Source organism: Longimicrobium sp. (assembly GCA_036387335.1).
Taxonomy (GTDB): Bacteria; Gemmatimonadota; Gemmatimonadetes; order Longimicrobiales; family Longimicrobiaceae; genus Longimicrobium.
Window position 1 is genome coordinate 39,061 of record DASVTZ010000025.1, and the last position, 18,107, is coordinate 57,167.

Sequence of the window (18,107 nt, forward strand, 5' to 3'; positions counted from 1 at the left end):
GCCTACTCCCCGCGGGTGAGGTAGGAGAGCTGGAGGAGCAGGAGCTGCCTGAGCGGATGCCAATGCGCCACCGCCCGCTCCACATCTTCCTCGCGTGTCGCGTTGAAGGCGGCGGCGATCGGGGTGGCGGTGACGGGATAGGCGCGCCGCTTCTCCGCCATCATCGGCGACTCTACGACGCTCCGCCACTTGGGCCAGGGCCCCTGCCGCGCGCGCACCTCACCGGTCACAACGGCGCGCACCCCACGGGCCACCCGCAGCCCAACGGTCAGCGGGAGGTTGGCGGCGCGACCGAAGTACGGATAGCGCCAGCGCGAGTGCGGCACGTGCCAGGACGGCGCGAAGAGCGGCTTCATCGCTTGGTGGAAGAGCGCCCTCCCCTGCTTCCAGCGGAGCGGGACCGCGCCCGCCAGCGCCACGATCGCGACCGAGTGGTACGGCTCGTGGCTCGCGAAGAGCCGCCGGTTGCCGTGGAAGTTCGCCGAGTGCTTGCGCTGCGTGAACGGGTACAGCTTCTCCCACTCCTGCGCCGTCGTCGGGCGGAACTCCTCCAGCCAGCGGCGGAAGACGGTGCGCCGCTCCGCCACCGCCTGCAGGAGATCCGCTCGCATCTCCGGGGCGTCTGGAACCGGAAACGGGGCGCCGGGCGCCGACGCGGGAGGCGCGTGCTCGCCCTTGAGGAACGAGTCCGAGGAGAGGCCGCCGAGCACGATGGGTAGCTCGCGCAGCCCGAGCGACTCGTGGAAGCCGTAGCCGTGCACGTCCATGAAGAGCTGTCCGCTCCCCAGCAGCGCGGCCACCGTCTCAAGCCCGTTGAGGTAGTGGTCCGGCCGGCGCGCGCCAAAGGTCAGCTTCGCGCCGTACGCCCGCGCGGCGTCGCGAGCTACGCGCACCTCACGGTTCTCCCAGTCCGCGTACACGAATGCGCGCACCTCCGGCCCGCGCGGCACGGCGCCGAGCACCGCCCGCGCATCCTCGCCGCCACTGAGGAGGATGCCGGCGACGGGGAGCTCGCCGCACGACTCGCGCAGGTTCTCCACCAGCGCCTCGCGCAGAGCCGTGGCCGCATCGGTGCGCGAGGCGTACGGGTTGTCCTCGGTGGGTCGCCAGTAAGTGTGCGCGTCCTCCATCCACGCGCCACTCGGGTCGAAGCTGCGCGCGGTCGCTGGCGGGAACTGCTCGACGCCGCGGAAGAGGGTGTGCGGAAAGGTGCTGCTGAAGTTGAGCAGGAGACCCGCGGCGGAGACCTCGTCGATGTCGCGGTGGCGTCCGGCCGCGCGCGCGACCGCGTCCGGGTGCGTCCCGATCACGCCATCGGCGAAGAAGACGGGTACGAAGGAGGCGATGTCCGTCACCACCATCCCGCCGCCGCGCTCGGTGTCGACCCGCAGCGCCGCGAACCCGCTGTCGAGCCGTTCGTGCCACGGAAGCGCCGGCCCGTTCGCCAGAACCTCATGCACCACCCCGCGCCGCGGCCCCTTTGACGCCAGACCCGGCGCATGTGGCGCAATCCGAGCGATGGGCAGGCCGACGAGGACCGAGATCGAGCGCTCGTCCTCTACCACGACATCGCCATCGTGTGGCGCACGGACGACCGCTAGCGAGCCCCACGCGCCATGGTGCTCCACGATCTCCGCGGCGACGGCGCCCAGGTAGCGGTGGAGCACGCCGCGGAGCTCGCCGGGCGCACGGCGGCGCGCGGCGAAGAGGAAGTCGCTCATCGAGAGGGCTCCGGGTTCAGCGCCGCCTCCACGCTATCGACCATGCGCTCCACGCTGAACCACTCGCGCACGCGCCGCCGCGCCTCCTCCGTGCGCGCCGTGACGGTGGTGGGATCGGCATCCAGCGTCGCGAGAAGCTCGTCGAGCGCGCGGGCCAGCGCATCCGCGTCGCGCACGGGGACGATCCAGCCGGCTGGCGGCGCGTCATCGGCGGCACCCAGCGCGAGCGGCACGCCCCCGGCGGCGGTCGCGACGACGGGAATGCCGAGCGCCATCGCCTCCAGCATCACGTTCGCTAGGCTGTCCTTGCGGCTGGCCAGCACGAACACGTCCGCGGAGGCGATCACCTCCGGCATGTCGCGCCTCTGGCCGAGGAACCGCACGCGCTCGCCGATCCCGAGCGCATCGGCCTTTGTGCGCAGTGGGTCCGCATCCGGCCCGGTCCCGGCGATGGCGAGCCAGGCGCGGCGGTCGCGCAGCCGCGCAAAGGCCTCGAGGAGGAGGTCGAAGCCCTTGCGGCGCTCCAGCCCGCCCGCGCTCACCACAAGCCGCGTATCGGACGGCACGCCCAGCTCCTGGCGCAGCGGGGCCGCACTCGGGAGCACGGGCTCCACGGCGTTGAGCACCAGGTGCACGCGGTCGTGGCGGAACCAGGGCGCGGAGGCGAGGAAACGATCGCGCACGTCGGGCGAGTTGACGATCAGGGCGTCGATCCAGTGGCGAAAGGCGAGCCGGAAGTCGCGCCGCGCGGGGATCGGGCGCGGAATGCCGAGGCGCAGCACCACCTTAGGCACCCTCGCAGCGCGCCCGGCGAGCGCGGCGGTCGGGATGCGCCTCCACGTGGTCAGCAGGAGCGCGTCGGGCCGCTCGCGCCGCAGCCAGAGCACGAAGCGCGCGAAGTTCCAGGGGTCGAAGTCGCCGCGAGGGCGCACGGCGGCGGTACGCACGTTCTTTCGGGCGAGCGCCTGGCGAAAGGGTGCGCGCGGGTCGCACGACACGACCACCTCATGCCCGCGCCGCGCCAGCTCGGTGGCGATGAGGAGCGCCTGCCGCTCACTTCCGCGCAGCTCCGTAGCCGCGCTGTGGATGACGACCTTCACGCCGCGTCCGCGCGCAGCACGCGCTCCCAGCGGTCCAGCATCCCCGCGACTCCGAAGCGCTCCTCCGCCCTCTCACGCGCCGCCTCGCCCATGCGCGCACGCATCTCCGAATCGTCCAGGATGGGGCGGATGGCGGCGGCCAATTCCTCCGGCTCCCACCCTGCGACCGTGCCCGGACGGCGGCCGTCGGGGAGCGGCTCCAGTGCGTCTTCGGCGCCGCTCACGGGCGTGCTCACGACGGTGACTCCACAAGCCAGCGCTTCCAGCATCGCGTTGCTCAGGCCCTCGGAGTCGGACGCGGTGACGAAGACGTCGAGCGTCGCCAGCACAGTGCCGGTGTCGTCGCGATGCCCCACGAAGTGCACGCGCGCGCCGATCCCCAGCTCATTCGCCAGGGTGCGCAACCGCTCCAGGCGCCCGCCGCTGCCGGCCACCACGCAGTGCGTCTCCGGCGGCAGGAGCGCGACGGTGTGGAGGAGCCGGTCGATCCGCTTCTGCCGCGCCAACCGCGCCACCGTTCCCACCACCGGCGCACCCGGGGGTATGCACAGTTCCGCTCGCATCGACCCTGCACCCGCGGGCGCGGTGACGCCGTTGTGGATCACGGGCACGCGCGCATCGCTCCACCCTGGGAGCGCGGCGAACGCGGGGCGCATCCGCGAGGCGTTGACCACCACGGCATCCACCCAGCGCGCCAGCACGAAGCGGTACTTGGCGCTGCGCGGCGTATCCGACTCCAGCCCCACGCGCGCCACCACCCGCCGCACCCCGCCCAGCCGCGCCGCCAGCGATGCGAGGAAGAGCTTGCGGAACGTCCCCACGATGAACGCGTCGGGCCGGAGCGCGCGCAGGCGGCGGCCCATCGCGGCCGCGTGGTGGAGCGCCGCGTCGCCACCTAGCCGCGCGATCTCGGTGGGCACGCCCAGCTCCTCCGCCCGCCGCGCCACTTCCGCCTCGTTGCAGAGGAGGAGAACGCGATGGCCCCGCTCCCGCAGCCCCGCCAGGAGGAGGGCCGTTGCGCGCTCCGCTCCGCCCCAGATGGGGGCTCCGTTGTGGGCGACGATGAACATTGTGCGTTGGTATGGGCCCCACCCCCAGCGTCGCTCCGCGACGCATCCCCCTCCCCCAAAACTGCCTGGGGGAGGGGGTGCTTGCATGGATCTACGTGCGTCGCCCTGCTACACCCGGGGATTTATCCCCGGTGCTACGCCCCCGCGAACGCCCGCACCGAATCCGCGACGTAGGCGAGCTGGGCCTCGGTGAGCTCCGGGAAGACGGGGAGCGAGAGGACTTCGCGGCTCGCGCGCTCCGATTCGGGGAACTGGCCGGGGCGGTAGCCCAGGTACTCGAAGCACTCCTGGCGGTCCAGGGGGATCGGGTAGTACACGGAGCTGCCGACGCCGCGCGCCTTGAGGAAGTCCTGCAGCGCGTCGCGGCGGCCGTCCGTCACCCGGATCGTGTACTGGTTCACGATCGATTCGTTGCCGGGGCGCACTACCGGGAGCACGATGCCGTCGAGTCCCGCGAGCGCTTCGTCGTAGAAGGCGGCGTTGCGGCGGCGGGCGGCGCTCCAGCCGTCCAGGTACGGCAGCTTGGCGGAAAGGACGGCCGCCTGGAGCGCGTCGAGGCGCGAGTTGTAGCCGACCTCCTCGTGGTGGTACATCTGCCGGCCGCCGTGCACGCGCAGCTTGCGCAGGCGCTCGGCGACCGCGTCGTCGTTCGCCACCAGCATCCCGGCGTCGCCGAATGCGCCGAGGTTCTTGGTGGGGAAGAAGGAGAAGCAGCAGACGTCGCCCAGCGTGCCGGTCGTGAGCCACCCCTCCCCGTCGCGCTGGCGGGCGCCGATGGCCTGCGCGGCGTCTTCGATGACGGGCACGCCGCGGCGGTCGCCAAGGGAGCGGAAGGCGCGCATGTCCGCCATCTGGCCGAAGAGGTGCACCGGCATGACGGCGCGCGTGCGCTCGGTCATGGCGGCTTCGGCGGCGGCGGGGTCGAGGTTGAAGGTGTCGGCCTCGATGTCCGCGAAGACGGGGCGCGCGCCGGCGTTGTGGATGGCGCCCGCCGTGGCGAAGAAGGTGAACGGGCTCGTCACCACCTCCTCGCCGCGCTCCACGCCCAGCGCGCGCACGGCCAGGAGGATGGCGTCCGTCCCGCTGGCGCAGCCGATGGCGTGCGGCACGCCCAGCTTCGCCGCCATCTCCGCTTCCAGCTTCTCCACCACTGGCCCCAGGATGAAGCGCTGATCCTCCACCACGCCGCGCAGCGCCTCCATCACCTCGTCCGCTACCTGGCGATACTGGAGCGACAGGTCCAACAGGGGTACTTGCATCTATGGATTGCTCGTTTGGATTCGGATGTTGAACACCGGCACTGGGGCCCGCCTCACGGTTGCCGGTGCCGCGCCCGCCGGGGGCTAAAGCCCCCGGCTGGAACCACGCGAAGCCCACTGAAGTGGGCTGCGGGCCGCATCGCTCTCAATCTGGCATCCCTGAGCGGCGCGGTACGACCGTGGCGTGGGTCCAATGCCGGCGTGTACGGGACGGCTTCAGCCGTCTTCGCGTCGTTCCAGCCGGGGGATTCATCCCCCGGCGACGCGGGATCGTTGCGCCGGGCGAACGGTTGTCCGCGGCGAACGGTGGGCGTGATGAATCACGCCCCTACGCCGGTCGCCTCGGCGCCGCCGAACTGCATCTCGTACAGGCGGCGGTAGGTGCCGCCGCGGGCGAGGAGCTCGTCGTGGGTGCCGCGCTGCACGATGCGGCCGTTTTCGAGGACGACGATCTGGTCGGCGCGGCGCACGGTGGAGAGGCGGTGGGCGATCACGAGGACGGTGCGCCCTGCCATCACCTCGTCGATCGCCTGCTGCACGAGGCGCTCGCTCTCCGTGTCGAGCGCGGAGGTGGCCTCGTCCAGGATCAGGATCGGCGGGTTGCGGAAGAGGGCGCGCGCGATCGCGATCCGCTGGCGCTGTCCGCCCGAAAGGCGCGTTCCCTTTTCGCCAAGCACCGTGTCGTAGCCGTCCGGGAGCGACGCGATGAACTCGTGCGCGTTCGCCGCGCGCGCCGCCGCCTCCACACGCTCCCGCGGCGCGTCGGGGACGCCGTAGGCGATGTTGGCGCGCACGGTGTCGTGGAAGAGGATGGTCTCCTGCGTGACGATCCCCAGCAGCCCGCGCAGGGGAGCCAGCCGCAGCTCGCGCAGGTCGGCGCCGTCGAGGGTGATGCGGCCCTCGGTGACGTCGTGGAAGCGGGGGAGGAGGTCGGCGAGCGTGCTCTTCCCCGCCCCGCTCGGGCCGACGAGCGCCACCACCTCGCCCGGGCGGATGCGCAGGTCGATGCCGGAGAGGACCGGGACGCCCGGCGCGTAGGCGAAGCCGGCGTCCTCGAAGCGGATCTCGTCGCGGAAGCCGGTCACCGGGAGCGCGCCGGAGGCGTCGTTGACCTCAACGGGCGCATCCATCAGCTCGAAGGCGCGCTCCGCGGCGGCGAGGCCGGGCTGCACCACCGAGGGGAACTGGGCGATGAACTTCACCGGCGACATCAGCTTGCCGGCCAGTGTGAGGAAGCCGAGGAAGGCGGTCGCCGTGAGCGACCGCTCCTCCAGCACCAGGTAGCTCCCGTACCAGAGCAGCACCAGGATACAGGTGGCGGTGATCATCTCGGTGGCCGGCGGAAAGAACTTGCGCCAGCGTTCGTTCTTCACCCACGCCTTGTACTGCCCGCGCGTGAGCGCCCGAAAGCGCTGCCCCTCCCACTCCTCCGCGCCCGACGCCTTCACCAGCCGGATCCCGCTCACCGTCTCCTGCACCTGCGACGCGACCTCGCCGGTGGCGTTGAGCACCCGCAGCACGCCGCGCCGCAAACGCTTCCGCAGGCGTGCCCACAAGCCCAGCATCGGCGGCATGAACAGGGCGGAAACCAGCGTGAGCTTCCAGGAGAGGAGCATCATGAAGGTGAGCGCGAACACCGCCTGGAACACCTGCGAGATCAGCTTGGAGATGCTGCCGACCACGATCCCGCGCATCTGCTCCACGTCGTTGGTGACGCGGGAGATCACCTGCCCGGCGCGGGTTTGCTGGAAGAAGGGGAAGCCCAGGTACAGCAGGTGGCCGTAGATGTCGTTGCGCACGTCGCGCGTGACGCGCCCCTCCACCACCGAGATGCAGATCTGGTAGACGTAGAGGGCGATGTTCTTCACCAGGAACACGACGAAGAGGAAGCCGACCACGTTGCGCAGCCCCTCCATTGGCGGGCGCCCCTGCACCAGCCACCCCACCGACCAGCGGAGCAGGTCACCGACCGCGCCGCCGCCCATGAAGACGGAGCCCACCGCCCCGCCGGGCACCACGTCGCCCCCGAACAGCAGGTTGAGGAAGGGGATGAGCAGCGTGAACGAGAATGCGTCGAGCGCGGCGAACGCGCACATCGCCACGATCGCCCAGCAAAAGAGCGCGATGTGGGGACGGACGTAGCGAAGGATGCGGAGGTAGAGCTTCATCTCGGGGTCAGCAGCGCCACTGGAAGGATCATCTCTTCCGGTGATACCCCGCCGTGGAGGAAGGAGCCCCGGTAGCGCGCCTGGTACTGCCGCAGCTTGGTGGGATAGACGAAGAAGACGTCTTCCAGCGCGATCAGGTAGTTGGTCGCCGCCTTCCCCGGCGGGAAGCGCAGCGCCTTCTCGTCCTTGATGGTCATCGCCAGCGTGCGGTCCTCGGCGCGCAGGTCCGCGCCGAACTTGTAGCGCAGGTTCTGCGTGGTGTCGCGCTTGGCGAAGACGGTGGCCGGGCGGTGGCAGTGGATGGAGCCGTGGTCGGTGGTAACCAGCACCGGCACGCCCATGCGCAGCGCCTCGCGGATTGCCGTCAGCGCCTCCGACCGCTCGAACCACTGCCGCGTGAGGGCCCGCAGCGCTTCCTTGTCGCGCGCCACTTCGAGCAGCACGGTGCTCTCGGTGCGGCCGTGCGTCAGCAGGTCCACGAAGTTGAAGACGACCGCGGTCACCCCCGGCTGCGCCAGGTGCGCGGGAAGGCGGCGCAGCATCGCCTCGCCGTCGCCCGCGTCGAACACCTTGTCGTAGTGCACGGGCATGCTGAGCCCCGTGAGCCGCTTGAGCTGCTCGCGAAAGAGCTCCGCCTCGAACGAGTTGAGGCTCCCCTCGCCCTCCCACCCCCACCACCCCGGCACCCGCTCGGACACGCCGTCAGGGTACATCCCGCTGAAGATGGCGTTGCGGGAGAAGGGGGTCGCGGTGGGGAGGATGGAGTAGTAGAGCGCCTCCTCCACCTGCGCCAGCGGCTCCAGGATGGGGAGAAGGGCGCGCCACTGGTCCAGCCGCAGGCAGTCGATCACCACGAAGAGCACGGCGCGGTCCTTTCCCACCAGCGGCGCCAGGAACTGCGGCACGATGTCCACCGAGAGCGGCGGCGCGCCGGAGCCCCCTTCGGTCCACTTGGGGTACACCTCGGCGATGTAACGGCAGAACTCGCGGCGGAAGTCGTCCAGCAGCGTCTCCAGCGCGGCGAGCAGGCCCGTCTCGCCGGCTTCGCGAAGGCGCAGCTCCCAGTCCACCAGCTCCGAGTAGTCGTCGGCCCACTCGCGCCAGTCGCGCGGCTCGGCGCGGCGGGCGTTGAGCTCGCGGAACCGCCCCGCGAAGTCGCGCGCCACCACCTGCTGCTGGATCGCCTCGCCTTCCAGGAGGCGCGTGACGACGGAGAGGACCTGGCGGGGCGAGGTGGGCTTCACGAGGTAGTCGGCCACGCGCCGGCCGATCGCCTCGGTCATGGTCCGGTCCTCCTCGCTCTTGGTGATCATCACCACGGGAACGCGGGGGTCCAGCCTGCGCAGCTCGTCCAGCACCTCCATCCCCGAGCGGCCGGGCATCTGCTCGTCCAGCAGGATCAGGTCGTACGGGTGCAGGCGGAGGAGCTCCAGCGCGTCGTCGCCGTTGGAGACGGCGTCCACGTGGTAGCCGCGCCCCTGCAGAAAGAGCAGGTGCGGGCGCAGGAGATCGATCTCGTCGTCTACCCAGAGGAGGCGTTTGACCGGTGCTGGCATGGTGTGGAAAGCTAGGCGCCCGAGGGGTGCGGGTCAACGCGACCGGCCCGTTTGACAGCGCGGCTTGCGATCCTCACCTTCTCGTTATGGGCAAGAACAGCAACTGCATGGCTCACGCGGAGACGCGGAGACGCAGAGAGAGACCTCCCCGTCTTTCCTCTGCGCCTCCGCGCCTCCGCGTGAGATCGCCGTTGGGGTGGGCTGGATGATGGGCTTCACTCGCGTTTCGGTCGGAAGTGCCCGCCTCCTCATCCGCGATGGGTACGAGGGGATGGCGGGGGTGCTGGTGGATGCGTGGGAGGGGCGCGCGGAGGAGTGGATCGAGGGGGGACGGGCGCCGCATCCGGTGGTCGTGCTGCCGGATGGCGGAAAGGCGGTGGTGAGGCGCTACATGCGCGGCGGGATGGTGCGGCACGTGAACCGTGACCGCTACTTCGGCGGGGATAGAGCCGCGCACGAGCTGCGCGCGACGGAAGTGGCGCGAGCGGGCGGGGTGCACGCGCCCGAGGTGATCGCGGCCGGACGGATCGCCGCGTTCCCCGGCTACCGCGCGATGATCGCGACGCGGCTGATTCCCGGGGTCAAGGACGCCGCCACCGCGCTGCTCGGCGGGAGGGACTTGAACGAGGTCCTTTTCGAGGCGGGACAGCAGATCGGGCGGATGCACGCGGCGGGGGTGGGGCACCCGGACCTCAACCTGCGCAACCTGCTGGTGGGGAAGCTGGGCGAGCTCTGGATAATCGACTTCGACCGCGCCCTCGTGGTGGAGGGCGTGGTGCCGCGCGCCCGTCGGCAGCGAGACCTGTCGCGGCTGGTGCGCTCCTTCGCGAAACTGGGCATGCCGTTGAGCGAGGTGCGCCGTGGCGGGCTGGAGGTCGGCTACCTCTCCGAGAGGCCGGACCTGGAGTAGCGCTCCAGGGCCAGCGCGACCTTGTCCGCCACCTCGTCCACCGTGATGCGCTCCATGCGGCCGGGGCGGTACTCGGCGCTGACGGGGTAGTCTTCGCCCGGGTCGCCGTACGCGTCGATCATCAGGTCGTGGAAGCGGCGGTAGGGGCCCACGCGCTTGGGGTTGGTGTAGCCCATCAGCGACACGGTGGGCGTGCCCAGCGCCACGCCGATGTGCAGCGGCCCCGTGTCCGGGCTCACGAGCACGTCCACGCGGTCCAGCAGGTACACGAGCTTGCGCAGGTCCCACTCCAGCAGGTTCAGCGGCGGATACTGCGCCTTCGCGCGGATCGCCTCCGCCGCCGCCATCTCGCGCGTCGAGCGGCCGCCCACCAGCACCGTCCTCATCCCCACGAAGGCGAGGCGGTCCGCGAGGGCGGCGTAGCGCTCGGCGGGCCACTCCTTCGCCGGCTTGCTCGTCCCCACCACGAAAGCCACGGTCGGCCGCTCGTCGCGCGGAAGGATGCCCTCGTAGCGGGTGCGCTCCGCTGCGGTGGGCCCCAGCCGCCATTCCAGGAGAGGCGGGACGCCCAGGTGCTCCAGGAACTCGAAGTACTGGTCCTGCACGTGGCGCTGCCCGCGCGGCGGAATGCGCTCCGTGGTGAAGAGCCAGTTCGCGTCGCGCGCGCGAGCCCGGTCGAACCCCAGCTTGCGCGGCGAGCGAAGGACCCGCGTCACCAGCCCGGCCTTGAGGTACACCTGCAGCGCGATCACCAGGTCGAAGCTGCGCCCCTCCGTGGCGCGCGCCACGTCGCGGTACGCGCGCCACCCGCGCTTTCGGTCGAAGAGGATGAACTCGTCCACCGCCGGGTGCCCCGCCACCAGCGCGTGCGGGGCCGGCTGAATGACCCAGGTCAGCCTGCAATCCGGCGCCGCCGCGCGCAGCGAATTCAACACCGGCAGCGTGTGCACGGCGTCGCCGATCGCGCTCATCATCACGATGGCGATGCGTGCGCCGGACAGGTCGGATGCGTGCAACCGCGCGTCATTCTTTGGGTTCAGCATGGCGGCCCAAGCTATCCGCAACCAGTAAGGGCGTCAACGAAATTCACCGTGAAGCCGCCGCAGCACCGTTCTCGCTCCGGCTTTTCTCTCTGTGGCTCTGTGTCTCCGTGTGAGCCCGCTCCTCCTTCGCGTCTCCGCGTCTCCGCGTGAGGCCATGCTGTTCCTGCCGCCTTGCGGCACGCATCCGCTTGGAGCACCTTGTTCCGCACCCTGATCCCAGCCTTCGAGAGACCGCCACGATGACCCGAACCATCGTCCGCACCGCCGCGCTCGCGGCGCCGCTGGCCTTCGCCGCCGGCTGCGCCCGCACGCTCCCGCAGCCCGTCCCCACGATGCCGCGGAGCGAGGCGGCTCCCGTCCTGACACGCCCAAACCCCGCGGCGCCGGCGGACATGGTGCTGGTCAACGGCAAGATCTTCGTGGGCGACAGCGCGGGGACGATCGTGGAGGCGATGGCCGTGCGGGGCGGCCGCGTTGTGTACGCCGGCCCGCGGGTGGGGGTCGATTCGCTGGTGGGCCTGAACACGGCGCAGCACAACCTCGAAGGCCGCCTGGTGACGCCCGGCTTCAACGACGCGCACATCCACTTCGCCGCGGGCGGGGCGTCGCTGCTGGCGGTGGACCTCGGTGGCACGCGGTCGCTGGCCGAGATCGAGCGCCGAGTGGCCGCCGCAGCCGCCCGCGCGCAGCCCGGCGAGTGGATCACGGGTCGCGGATGGGACCACACGCGCCTCCCCGCCAGCGAGCTCGGCCCGGGCGGCTGGCCGACCAACGAGATCCTGAACCGCGCCGCCCCCCGCAACCCCGTGCTCCTCTCGCGCGTGGACGGGCACACCTCGTGGGCGAACCGCGAGGCGCTGCGCATCGCGGGGGTCACGCGCGCCACCCGCGCCCCCGCCGGAGGCGAGATCGTGCGCACCCCCGCGGGCGAGCCGACCGGCATCCTCAAGGAGTCCGCCGAGGGGCTGGTGGGGCGCGTCGTCCCCGATCCCACCCCGGCGCAGGTGAGGCGCGGCATCCGCGCGGCGCTGGAGATGGCGGCCCGCACCGGCGTCACCAGCGTTCAGAGCGACGTCTCCCCCGCCGACGTGGAGGTGTACCGCGCCCTCGCCGCCGCCGACTCGCTGACGGTGCGCGTCTACGGCTGGCTGCCGCTCACCGAGCGCACCATCCGCGAGCTGCAGGCGCGCGGCGTCACCGCCCCCACCGGCGACGAGTGGGTGCGGCTGGGGATGGTGAAGGGGTACACGGACGGCACGCTCGGCTCGCGCACGGCGGCCATGCTGGAGCCCTTCGCGGACGACCATTCCACCCGCGGACTTCCACAGTACACGCAGGCGCAGCTCGACTCGCTGGTCGGCATGGCGGACCGCGCGGGGCTCCAGGTGATCCTGCACGCCATCGGCGACGCGGCAAACCGGCAGGCGCTGGACGCGTTCGAGCGCGTGATCCGGGTCAACCCCGCCCACCCGCGCCGCCACCGCATCGAGCACGCGCAGGTGCTGGACCGGCGCGACATCCCGCGCTTCCGGCAGCTCGGCGTGATCGCGTCCATGCAGCCCACGCACGCCACCAGCGACATGCGCTGGGCCGAGACGCGCATCGGCCACGAGCGCGCGGCGGAGGGCGCCTACGCCTGGCGCACGCTCCTCGACTCGGGCGCGGTGGTCATCTTTGGAACCGACTTCGCCGTGGAGCCGATGGCGCCGGTGGAGGGCATCTACTCCGCCGTCACGCGCCAGAGCCGCGAGGAGCCGGGGGTGCCGCCGGGCGGCTGGCTCCCCGAGCAGCGCCTGACCCGCGCCGAGGCGATCCGCCTCTACACCGCCGCGTCCGCGTACGGCGAGTGGGAAGAGGCGCGCAAAGGCACGCTGCGCCCGGGCATGTTCGCCGACTTCGTCGTCTGGTCCGCCGACCTGCTGACCATCCCCGAGGCGGAGATCCTCAAGGCCGAGCCCACGATGACGGTGGTGGGCGGCCGCACCGTCTTCCGGCGCCCGTGAAGAAGCCGGCGGAGAAGACGCCCGCGCCCCGGAAGCGCGGCACCACTGACCACGGCGACCTCGGGCTCGTCCTGACCGGCGGGGGCGCGCGCGGTGCGTACCAGGTGGGCTTCCTCCGCTACCTGGCGAAGGCGTATCCGGAGCTGCACATCCCTATCCTGACGGGGGTGTCCGCGGGCGCCATCAACGTCGCCCTGCTGGCTCAGCACCACGGCACCTTTCTCCAGGCCGCCGACGAGCTCGCCGCGCTCTGGGGCGAGCTGACGCCCGAGCGAATCTTCCACGTGGACACCGGCGCCCTCCTCGGCAACATGGGGCGCTGGGGGATGCGGTTCGCGCGGGCGTCACGCGGCGAGTCGCGGGTGCGCGGCGTGGTGGACACGGAGCCGCTGCGCTCCTTCCTCGAAGAAGCGCTCTGCCCCGTGAACGGCGAGCTGACCGGCATCGACTACAACCTGCACCGCGGCACGCTGCGGGCGGCGGCCATCGGCACCACCAGCTACACGACGGGCCAGTCGGTGATCTGGCTGCAGGGGCGCGCCATCGAGACGTGGGAGCGGCCGCAGCGGCGCAGCGTCAATACGAGGCTACGGGTGGAGCACGTGATGGCTTCCGCCGCGCTCCCCCTCTTCTTCCCCGCGGTCCAGATTGGCGACCACTGGTACGGCGACGGCAACGTGCGGCTGACGGCCCCGCTCTCCCCCGCGCTGCACCTGGGTGCGCACAAGATCATCGCGGTTTCCACGCGCTACGGCCGCAACTTCGACGAGGCGGCCAAGCCCCAGGTGCACGGCTATCCGCCGCCCGCGCAGGTGATGGGCGTCCTCTTCGACGCCGTCTTCCTGGACCTGATCGACCAGGACGCGCTGCGCATGCAGAAGATGAACGAGGTCCTCAACCGCGTCCCCAAGACGCGGCGCGACGGGATGCGCGTCGTCGACCTGCTGGTGGTGCGCCCCTCGCGCGACCTGGCCCGCATCGCCGCCGAGTACGAGCCGCGCCTCCCGCGCCCCATCCGCCTCCTCACCCGTGGCCTCGGCACGCGCGAGACCGCCGCCCCGGACGTCCTCAGCATGCTGATGTTCCAGGACGACTACGTGAAGCGCCTCATCGCCCTCGGCGAGGAAGACGCCGAGCGCCGCTCCAAGGAGATCGACCGTTTCATGCGCGGCAGCGGGGACTGAAACGGCGCGTCACACAGAGGGCACAGAGAGAGAACCGTAAGGCGCGAAGAAGCATTTCTCCGCGCCTCCGCGTCTCCCGGTGAGCCATGGTTTGCGATCAGGCGATGACCGTCTGCCCCGCGAGGTAGTTGCGCAGCATGACGTCGGTGCCGAGCGCCATGTGCTGGAACGGGACCTCGGCGGGCGCGAACGCGTGGATCTCGCTGATCTCAAGCGGGTCGCTGATGCTGGCCGTCCCGCGCACCTCCGCCGCCACGAGGATCGTCACCGAGTGCCCTCGCGGATCGCGCCCCGGTGCCGAGTAGACGCCGACGAGCCGCCCCATCCGCGCCACCTCCATCCCGGTCTCCTCCTCCAGCTCGCGGCGGGCGGCCTCCTCCACCGTCTCGCCCCAGTCGAGCAGCCCACCCGGCAGCACCCAGCGATCCGAGTCCACCCTGCGCGCCAGCACGATGCGCCCATCCTCGCGCACGGGCACCACGGTCACGCTCACGAGCGGGTGCCGCAGCACGAGACGCATCGCAGTCCGCAGGTGCCGCCAGAGCTGCCCGCCCTTTCGCGACCGCGCCCGCCGGTCTTTCAATCGCACGCCCATGGAGTCTCGCTAGAACGATTTCGCCCGTGGCCACCGCTCGCCGAGACGCGAGTCGCGGGCCGCAAACCTGGCGACGACGAAACGAGCCCGACACCGCATCCGGTGTCGGGCTCGTCGCTTCCTGCCGCCGGGCCTCAGGGAGGCGTCGGGGCGGGCGCCTGAGTTCCCGGAGCGGCGCCGCCGCCGGCGGGGCTCCCGGTCACCGTGTCAGGGTTGTGATGGAGCAGCTCGGTGTCGGCGGTGCCCTGGGCGTTCACCGCCCCGCCCTCACCGTTCGAAGGCGGCTGGCTCCCCGCCGCCGCGCCGCCGCCGGCCGGGCTGCCGGTCGCCGGATCGGGGTTGTGCTGGAGGGTCTCCGTGTCCGCTGTCCCCTTCTCGTCCACCCCGCCTCCGTCGCCGCACGCCAGCGCACCCGTCACCGCGGCGACCGCCGCCACGAGAACCACCGATCTCCTCCACATAGCCAACCCCCTGTCTCGAGGAATCGCGGCACACCGCCCTCCCACGGGCGCGGAACCCATCCATTCCGCCGCTCGTGACCAGCCCAACGCAACCACCCTGCCACCATCGGAGCAGCGTGGTCCCCCGTGGCGCGTCCAGCACAACGAGGATGACGAGCAACGCTTCGTGACGAGCTAACGACCCGCAGAAGAGCGCTCCCGCCCGCATCGCGCCACGGCCCTAACCTGCTTTCCCCCAAGCACTTCGACCAAGTTGACAAACGCCATCTCGGCAGGCAAGTTGGCGGCGACGTGCATCCCAGAGCTGTCGCCGGTGGACGCGCAAGCGGTGCCAACGAAGTCCCAGGGCTATCGGACGATCGGAGGAGTTGCCTATGCAGCAGGAGAAGCGGGAGCGACTGGAGAGCGCGGGCTGGCGCGTAGGAACGGTGCAGGAGTTCCTGAACCTCTCCGACGATGAGGTGGTGCTCGTGGAGCGGAAACTCAGCGTTCACAACGCGCTGAAGGCCGTCGAAACGCGCGGGGCCTCACGCGGGCCGAACTAGCCAGGCGTCAGGGGTCGAGCCAGTCGCGAATCACGAAGATGGACGACGGCGACCCGTTGCAAGAACACACATGCGCCGCTGACGAGCCGCGCCCGCCGTTGGAATTCCCCGGCGGTGGTGCCACCCGGAGGTCGGGCAGACACACAGGTCTGCCCCTACGGGTATCGGTCCCGGCGAGACGATGGTCGAGGTATGGAAAGGGCGGGCGCGATAAATCGCGCCCCTACGGAATGGGTGCGAGTTGGCGGGCGACGGTGCGGCATCGGCCACGGGCGCGATAAATCGCGCCCCTACCGGATCTGTGCGGCGCGCGCGGAGTTCTCCCCCTCTCCCGCCCTGCGCCCCCGTAGGCGGGGGAGGGGGCCGGGGGGAGGGGGCCCTCCGCCCTACCCCTCCACCTCCCGCACGTTGTCCTCGATCCCCCGGTCGATCAGCTTGTGGAGCGGGTCGATGCCGGCGCGCTCCGGCATCTCCTTCACGATCACGCGCACCGTCTGCACGCCGGAGCGGATGCGGTGCTTGGCGAGGTAGAGCGGCACCTCCCTGCCGGCGCCGAAGACGCCGATCTCGATGCGGTCATCCAGCGGCACCTCCGTCTCGTTGCCGAGCGAATCGGCGCGCACCTTTCGCGCGCGGACGCGGACGTCCACCTGGTAGCGGCCGTCGGGGAGGCGGCGGGAGGTGGCGCGCTCCGCAGCGTTGTCGTACAGCGTGACGCGCTGGAAGAGGTCGTCGATCAGGTAGCCGAGCGAGTCCGGGGTGGCGGCGCGCAGGTGCATCAGAAGGTCGCGCGAGGTGGGGTACGGGGGGCCGCGGAACTTCCACTCGTCCAGGAAGTTCTTGAGCGCGGCGTTCACCCGCGCCTCGCCGATGTAGTCGCGCAGGGCGTACATCGCCAGCGCGCCCTTGTTGTAGTGGATGTACTGCTGGTTCTCGACGAGGGACAGCGGCATCTCGGCGCGTCCCTCGCTGCCGCGGCCGCGGAGGTACTGGTCCAGCTCGTAGCGCAGGAAGCGGCCGATGTGGGCGCGCCCGAACTCGCGCTCCATCACCATCAGCGCGCTGTACTCGGCCAGCGTCTCGCTCAGCATGGCGGCGCCCTGCACGTCCGCGCCCACCAGCTGGTGCCCCCACCACTGGTGCGCCACCTCGTGCGCGGTCACAAAGAAGGGGTAGTCGATGTCCTCCTTCCCCACCTGCGCGATGAAGCCGATCCCCTCGGAGTACGGGATGGTGTTTGCGAACGACTGCGCGAACTCGGCGTAGCGCGGAAACTCCAGGATGCGCACCTGCCGGTGCTGGTACGGGCCGAACTCCGCCGTGTAGTAGTCCAGCGACTTCTTCACCGCCCCGATCATCCGCTCCACGTTCCGGTCGTGCGGCGGATGGTGGTAGACCTCGATCGCCACGTTGCGCCAGCGATCGCGGCGCACGGCGTAGCGGCCGGAGAGGAAGGCGTAGAAGTTCAGGATCGGCGCGTCCATCCGGTAGTGGAAGTGGCGCCGCCCGCGCTCCAGCCAGCTCGGCCGAACCAGGTAGCCGGGCGCGACCGCCGTCTGGTCCGCGTCGGTGACGATGGTCGCCTCGAAGCTCACCCAGTCCGCGTCGCGCGAGATGAAGTTGAGGTTGCGGGCGCGCAGATCGCTGATCGGCGCGATGCGGGGGCGCGTCGCGAGGCCGTAGTGCTCGCGGTCGCCCTCTCCGGTGATCTCGCCCTCCGGGTTGTAGCCGATGCGCGGCAGCACCTCGTTGTTCACGAAGGTGCCGTTCTCAACCACCGGCCCGTAGTGCGGCTCGTCGGTGAAGCCGGGGGTGAGGTGCGCGACGTCGAAGCGGAATTCGGCAGAGTCGCCGGGCATGAGCGGACGCGCCAGGCGGTAGACGTAGTACCCACCCGCCGAATCGCTCACCACCTTCGTCGCCGGCCGGTCGAAGGTGAACGAGTGGATCTTCATGCTGCTGGAGATGTCCACGTGCACCGAGTCGATGCGCGACCGCGTGCGGTTGTGGAGGCGGTACGTGCCGCGCGCCCGCAGCTCCTGCGCGCGTGGAAAGAGCTCCATCCGCAGCTTCACCCCGGTGATCCTGGGCTGCGGCGCCCACTCGAAGCGCTTGTACTCGCGCTCGTAGCGAAGCTGAACCTGCTCCGAATCGCTCTCGCTCGTCCACGGGTTGAGGATCGCCGTGTTGTAGACGATGAAGCCGCCCGTCCCCAGCACCAGCAGCCCCGCCAGACCCGCGGCGACCAGGACTGGACTCGTGGCCCTGGCGCGGGCGAGCCGCGTGCGCCACCCGCCGCCCTGCTCCTCGCCGCGGCGCCAGACGAGATTGGAGACGATCGCCAGCAGCACCGCCACCCCGCCCCAGAAGAGCGCGTACCACGTCCACGACCCTTCGGCGCCGTTCCACCCGTTCCTGTCCGAGTACTGGAGCGACGGCGTCGATGCATACACGAGCAGGTTGTGGCTCACCCCGAGCGCGTAGATCGTCGG

The 18,107-nt window shown here is 71.1% G+C and carries 14 protein-coding genes; 4 read left to right on the forward strand and 10 right to left on the reverse strand.

Features of this window, described 5'->3' with window-relative positions:
* Positions 1-2: 2 nt before the first annotated feature.
* From VF647_02075 to VF647_02100, 6 genes are all read right to left on the reverse strand, one after another.
* Positions 3-1,721, reverse strand: a complete 1,719-nt coding sequence (locus VF647_02075) for a hypothetical protein (GenBank protein ID HEX8450851.1) — start codon at positions 1,719-1,721, stop codon at positions 3-5.
* Positions 1,718-2,821, reverse strand: coding sequence for a glycosyltransferase (locus tag VF647_02080; GenBank protein HEX8450852.1), 1,104 nt, complete (start codon positions 2,819-2,821; stop codon positions 1,718-1,720). The genes VF647_02075 and VF647_02080 overlap by 4 nt, the downstream gene beginning before the upstream one ends.
* Positions 2,818-3,891 carry a glycosyltransferase gene (locus VF647_02085; protein HEX8450853.1) on the reverse strand — a complete coding sequence of 358 codons (1,074 nt, stop codon included), beginning with the start codon at positions 3,889-3,891 and terminating at the stop codon, positions 2,818-2,820. The genes VF647_02080 and VF647_02085 overlap by 4 nt, the downstream gene beginning before the upstream one ends.
* Positions 3,892-4,025: 134 nt before the next feature.
* Positions 4,026-5,150: a DegT/DnrJ/EryC1/StrS family aminotransferase gene (locus VF647_02090; GenBank protein HEX8450854.1), complete on the reverse strand. Its 1,125-nt coding sequence runs from the start codon at positions 5,148-5,150 to the stop codon at positions 4,026-4,028.
* 320 nt (positions 5,151-5,470) lie between these two features.
* Positions 5,471-7,318 carry an ABC transporter ATP-binding protein gene (locus tag VF647_02095; GenBank protein ID HEX8450855.1) on the reverse strand — a complete coding sequence of 616 codons (1,848 nt, stop codon included), beginning with the start codon at positions 7,316-7,318 and terminating at the stop codon, positions 5,471-5,473.
* Complete coding sequence (locus VF647_02100) at positions 7,315-8,874, reverse strand: response regulator (protein HEX8450856.1); 1,560 nt, start codon at positions 8,872-8,874, stop codon at positions 7,315-7,317. Before VF647_02100 ends, VF647_02095 begins: the two co-directional genes overlap by 4 nt.
* 205 nt (positions 8,875-9,079) lie before the next feature.
* On the opposite strand from VF647_02100, the gene VF647_02105 reads away from it, so the two are divergent.
* Positions 9,080-9,784: a lipopolysaccharide kinase InaA family protein gene (locus tag VF647_02105; protein HEX8450857.1), complete on the forward strand. Its 705-nt coding sequence runs from the start codon at positions 9,080-9,082 to the stop codon at positions 9,782-9,784.
* Here the strand turns inward: VF647_02105 and VF647_02110 are convergent.
* On the reverse strand, positions 9,754-10,827 hold the full coding sequence (locus tag VF647_02110) for a glycosyltransferase family 9 protein (GenBank protein ID HEX8450858.1): 1,074 nt from the start codon (positions 10,825-10,827) through the stop codon (positions 9,754-9,756). The genes VF647_02105 and VF647_02110 overlap by 31 nt on opposite strands.
* A gap of 239 nt (positions 10,828-11,066) precedes the next feature.
* Here VF647_02110 and VF647_02115 point away from each other — a divergent pair, with 239 nt between their 5' ends.
* Both VF647_02115 and VF647_02120 read left to right on the forward strand, forming a co-directional pair.
* Positions 11,067-12,830 carry an amidohydrolase gene (locus VF647_02115; GenBank protein ID HEX8450859.1) on the forward strand — a complete coding sequence of 588 codons (1,764 nt, stop codon included), beginning with the start codon at positions 11,067-11,069 and terminating at the stop codon, positions 12,828-12,830.
* Positions 12,827-14,014 carry a patatin-like phospholipase family protein gene (locus VF647_02120; GenBank protein HEX8450860.1) on the forward strand — a complete coding sequence of 396 codons (1,188 nt, stop codon included), beginning with the start codon at positions 12,827-12,829 and terminating at the stop codon, positions 14,012-14,014. The genes VF647_02115 and VF647_02120 overlap by 4 nt, the downstream gene beginning before the upstream one ends.
* 97 nt (positions 14,015-14,111) lie before the next feature.
* Here VF647_02120 and VF647_02125 read toward each other — a convergent pair whose 3' ends face one another.
* Complete coding sequence (locus tag VF647_02125) at positions 14,112-14,534, reverse strand: NUDIX domain-containing protein (protein ID HEX8450861.1); 423 nt, start codon at positions 14,532-14,534, stop codon at positions 14,112-14,114.
* Positions 14,535-14,743: 209 nt separating this feature from the next.
* Positions 14,744-15,055, reverse strand: a complete 312-nt coding sequence (locus VF647_02130; GenBank protein ID HEX8450862.1) for a hypothetical protein — start codon at positions 15,053-15,055, stop codon at positions 14,744-14,746.
* Positions 15,056-15,444: 389 nt separating this feature from the next.
* On the opposite strand from VF647_02130, the gene VF647_02135 reads away from it, so the two are divergent.
* The gene (locus tag VF647_02135) at positions 15,445-15,615 is read left to right on the forward strand and encodes a hypothetical protein (GenBank protein ID HEX8450863.1); all 171 of its coding nucleotides are present in this window, start codon (positions 15,445-15,447) and stop codon (positions 15,613-15,615) included.
* A gap of 386 nt (positions 15,616-16,001) precedes the next feature.
* Here VF647_02135 and VF647_02140 read toward each other — a convergent pair.
* Positions 16,002-18,107: M1 family aminopeptidase (locus VF647_02140; protein HEX8450864.1), on the reverse strand; the 2,106-nt coding region annotated here is incomplete at its 5' end.

Bases quoted from the DNA above. Each gene is read 5' to 3' on its own strand.
- VF647_02085 (HEX8450853.1), bottom strand. From the start codon at position 3,891: ATGTTCATCGTCGCCCACAACGGAGCCCCCATCTGGGGCGGAGCGGAG.
- VF647_02135 (HEX8450863.1), top strand. From the start codon at position 15,445: ATGCAGCAGGAGAAGCGGGAGCGACTGGAGAGCGCGGGCTGGCGCGTA.
- VF647_02125 (HEX8450861.1), bottom strand. From the start codon at position 14,534: ATGCGTCTCGTGCTGCGGCACCCGCTCGTGAGCGTGACCGTGGTGCCC.
- VF647_02100 (HEX8450856.1), bottom strand. From the start codon at position 8,874: ATGCCAGCACCGGTCAAACGCCTCCTCTGGGTAGACGACGAGATCGAT.
- VF647_02075 (HEX8450851.1), bottom strand. From the start codon at position 1,721: ATGAGCGACTTCCTCTTCGCCGCGCGCCGCCGTGCGCCCGGCGAGCTC.
- VF647_02090 (HEX8450854.1), bottom strand. From the start codon at position 5,150: ATGCAAGTACCCCTGTTGGACCTGTCGCTCCAGTATCGCCAGGTAGCG.
- VF647_02095 (HEX8450855.1), bottom strand. From the start codon at position 7,318: ATGAAGCTCTACCTCCGCATCCTTCGCTACGTCCGTCCCCACATCGCG.
- VF647_02110 (HEX8450858.1), bottom strand. From the start codon at position 10,827: ATGCTGAACCCAAAGAATGACGCGCGGTTGCACGCATCCGACCTGTCC.
- VF647_02105 (HEX8450857.1), top strand. From the start codon at position 9,080: ATGATGGGCTTCACTCGCGTTTCGGTCGGAAGTGCCCGCCTCCTCATC.
- VF647_02115 (HEX8450859.1), top strand. From the start codon at position 11,067: ATGACCCGAACCATCGTCCGCACCGCCGCGCTCGCGGCGCCGCTGGCC.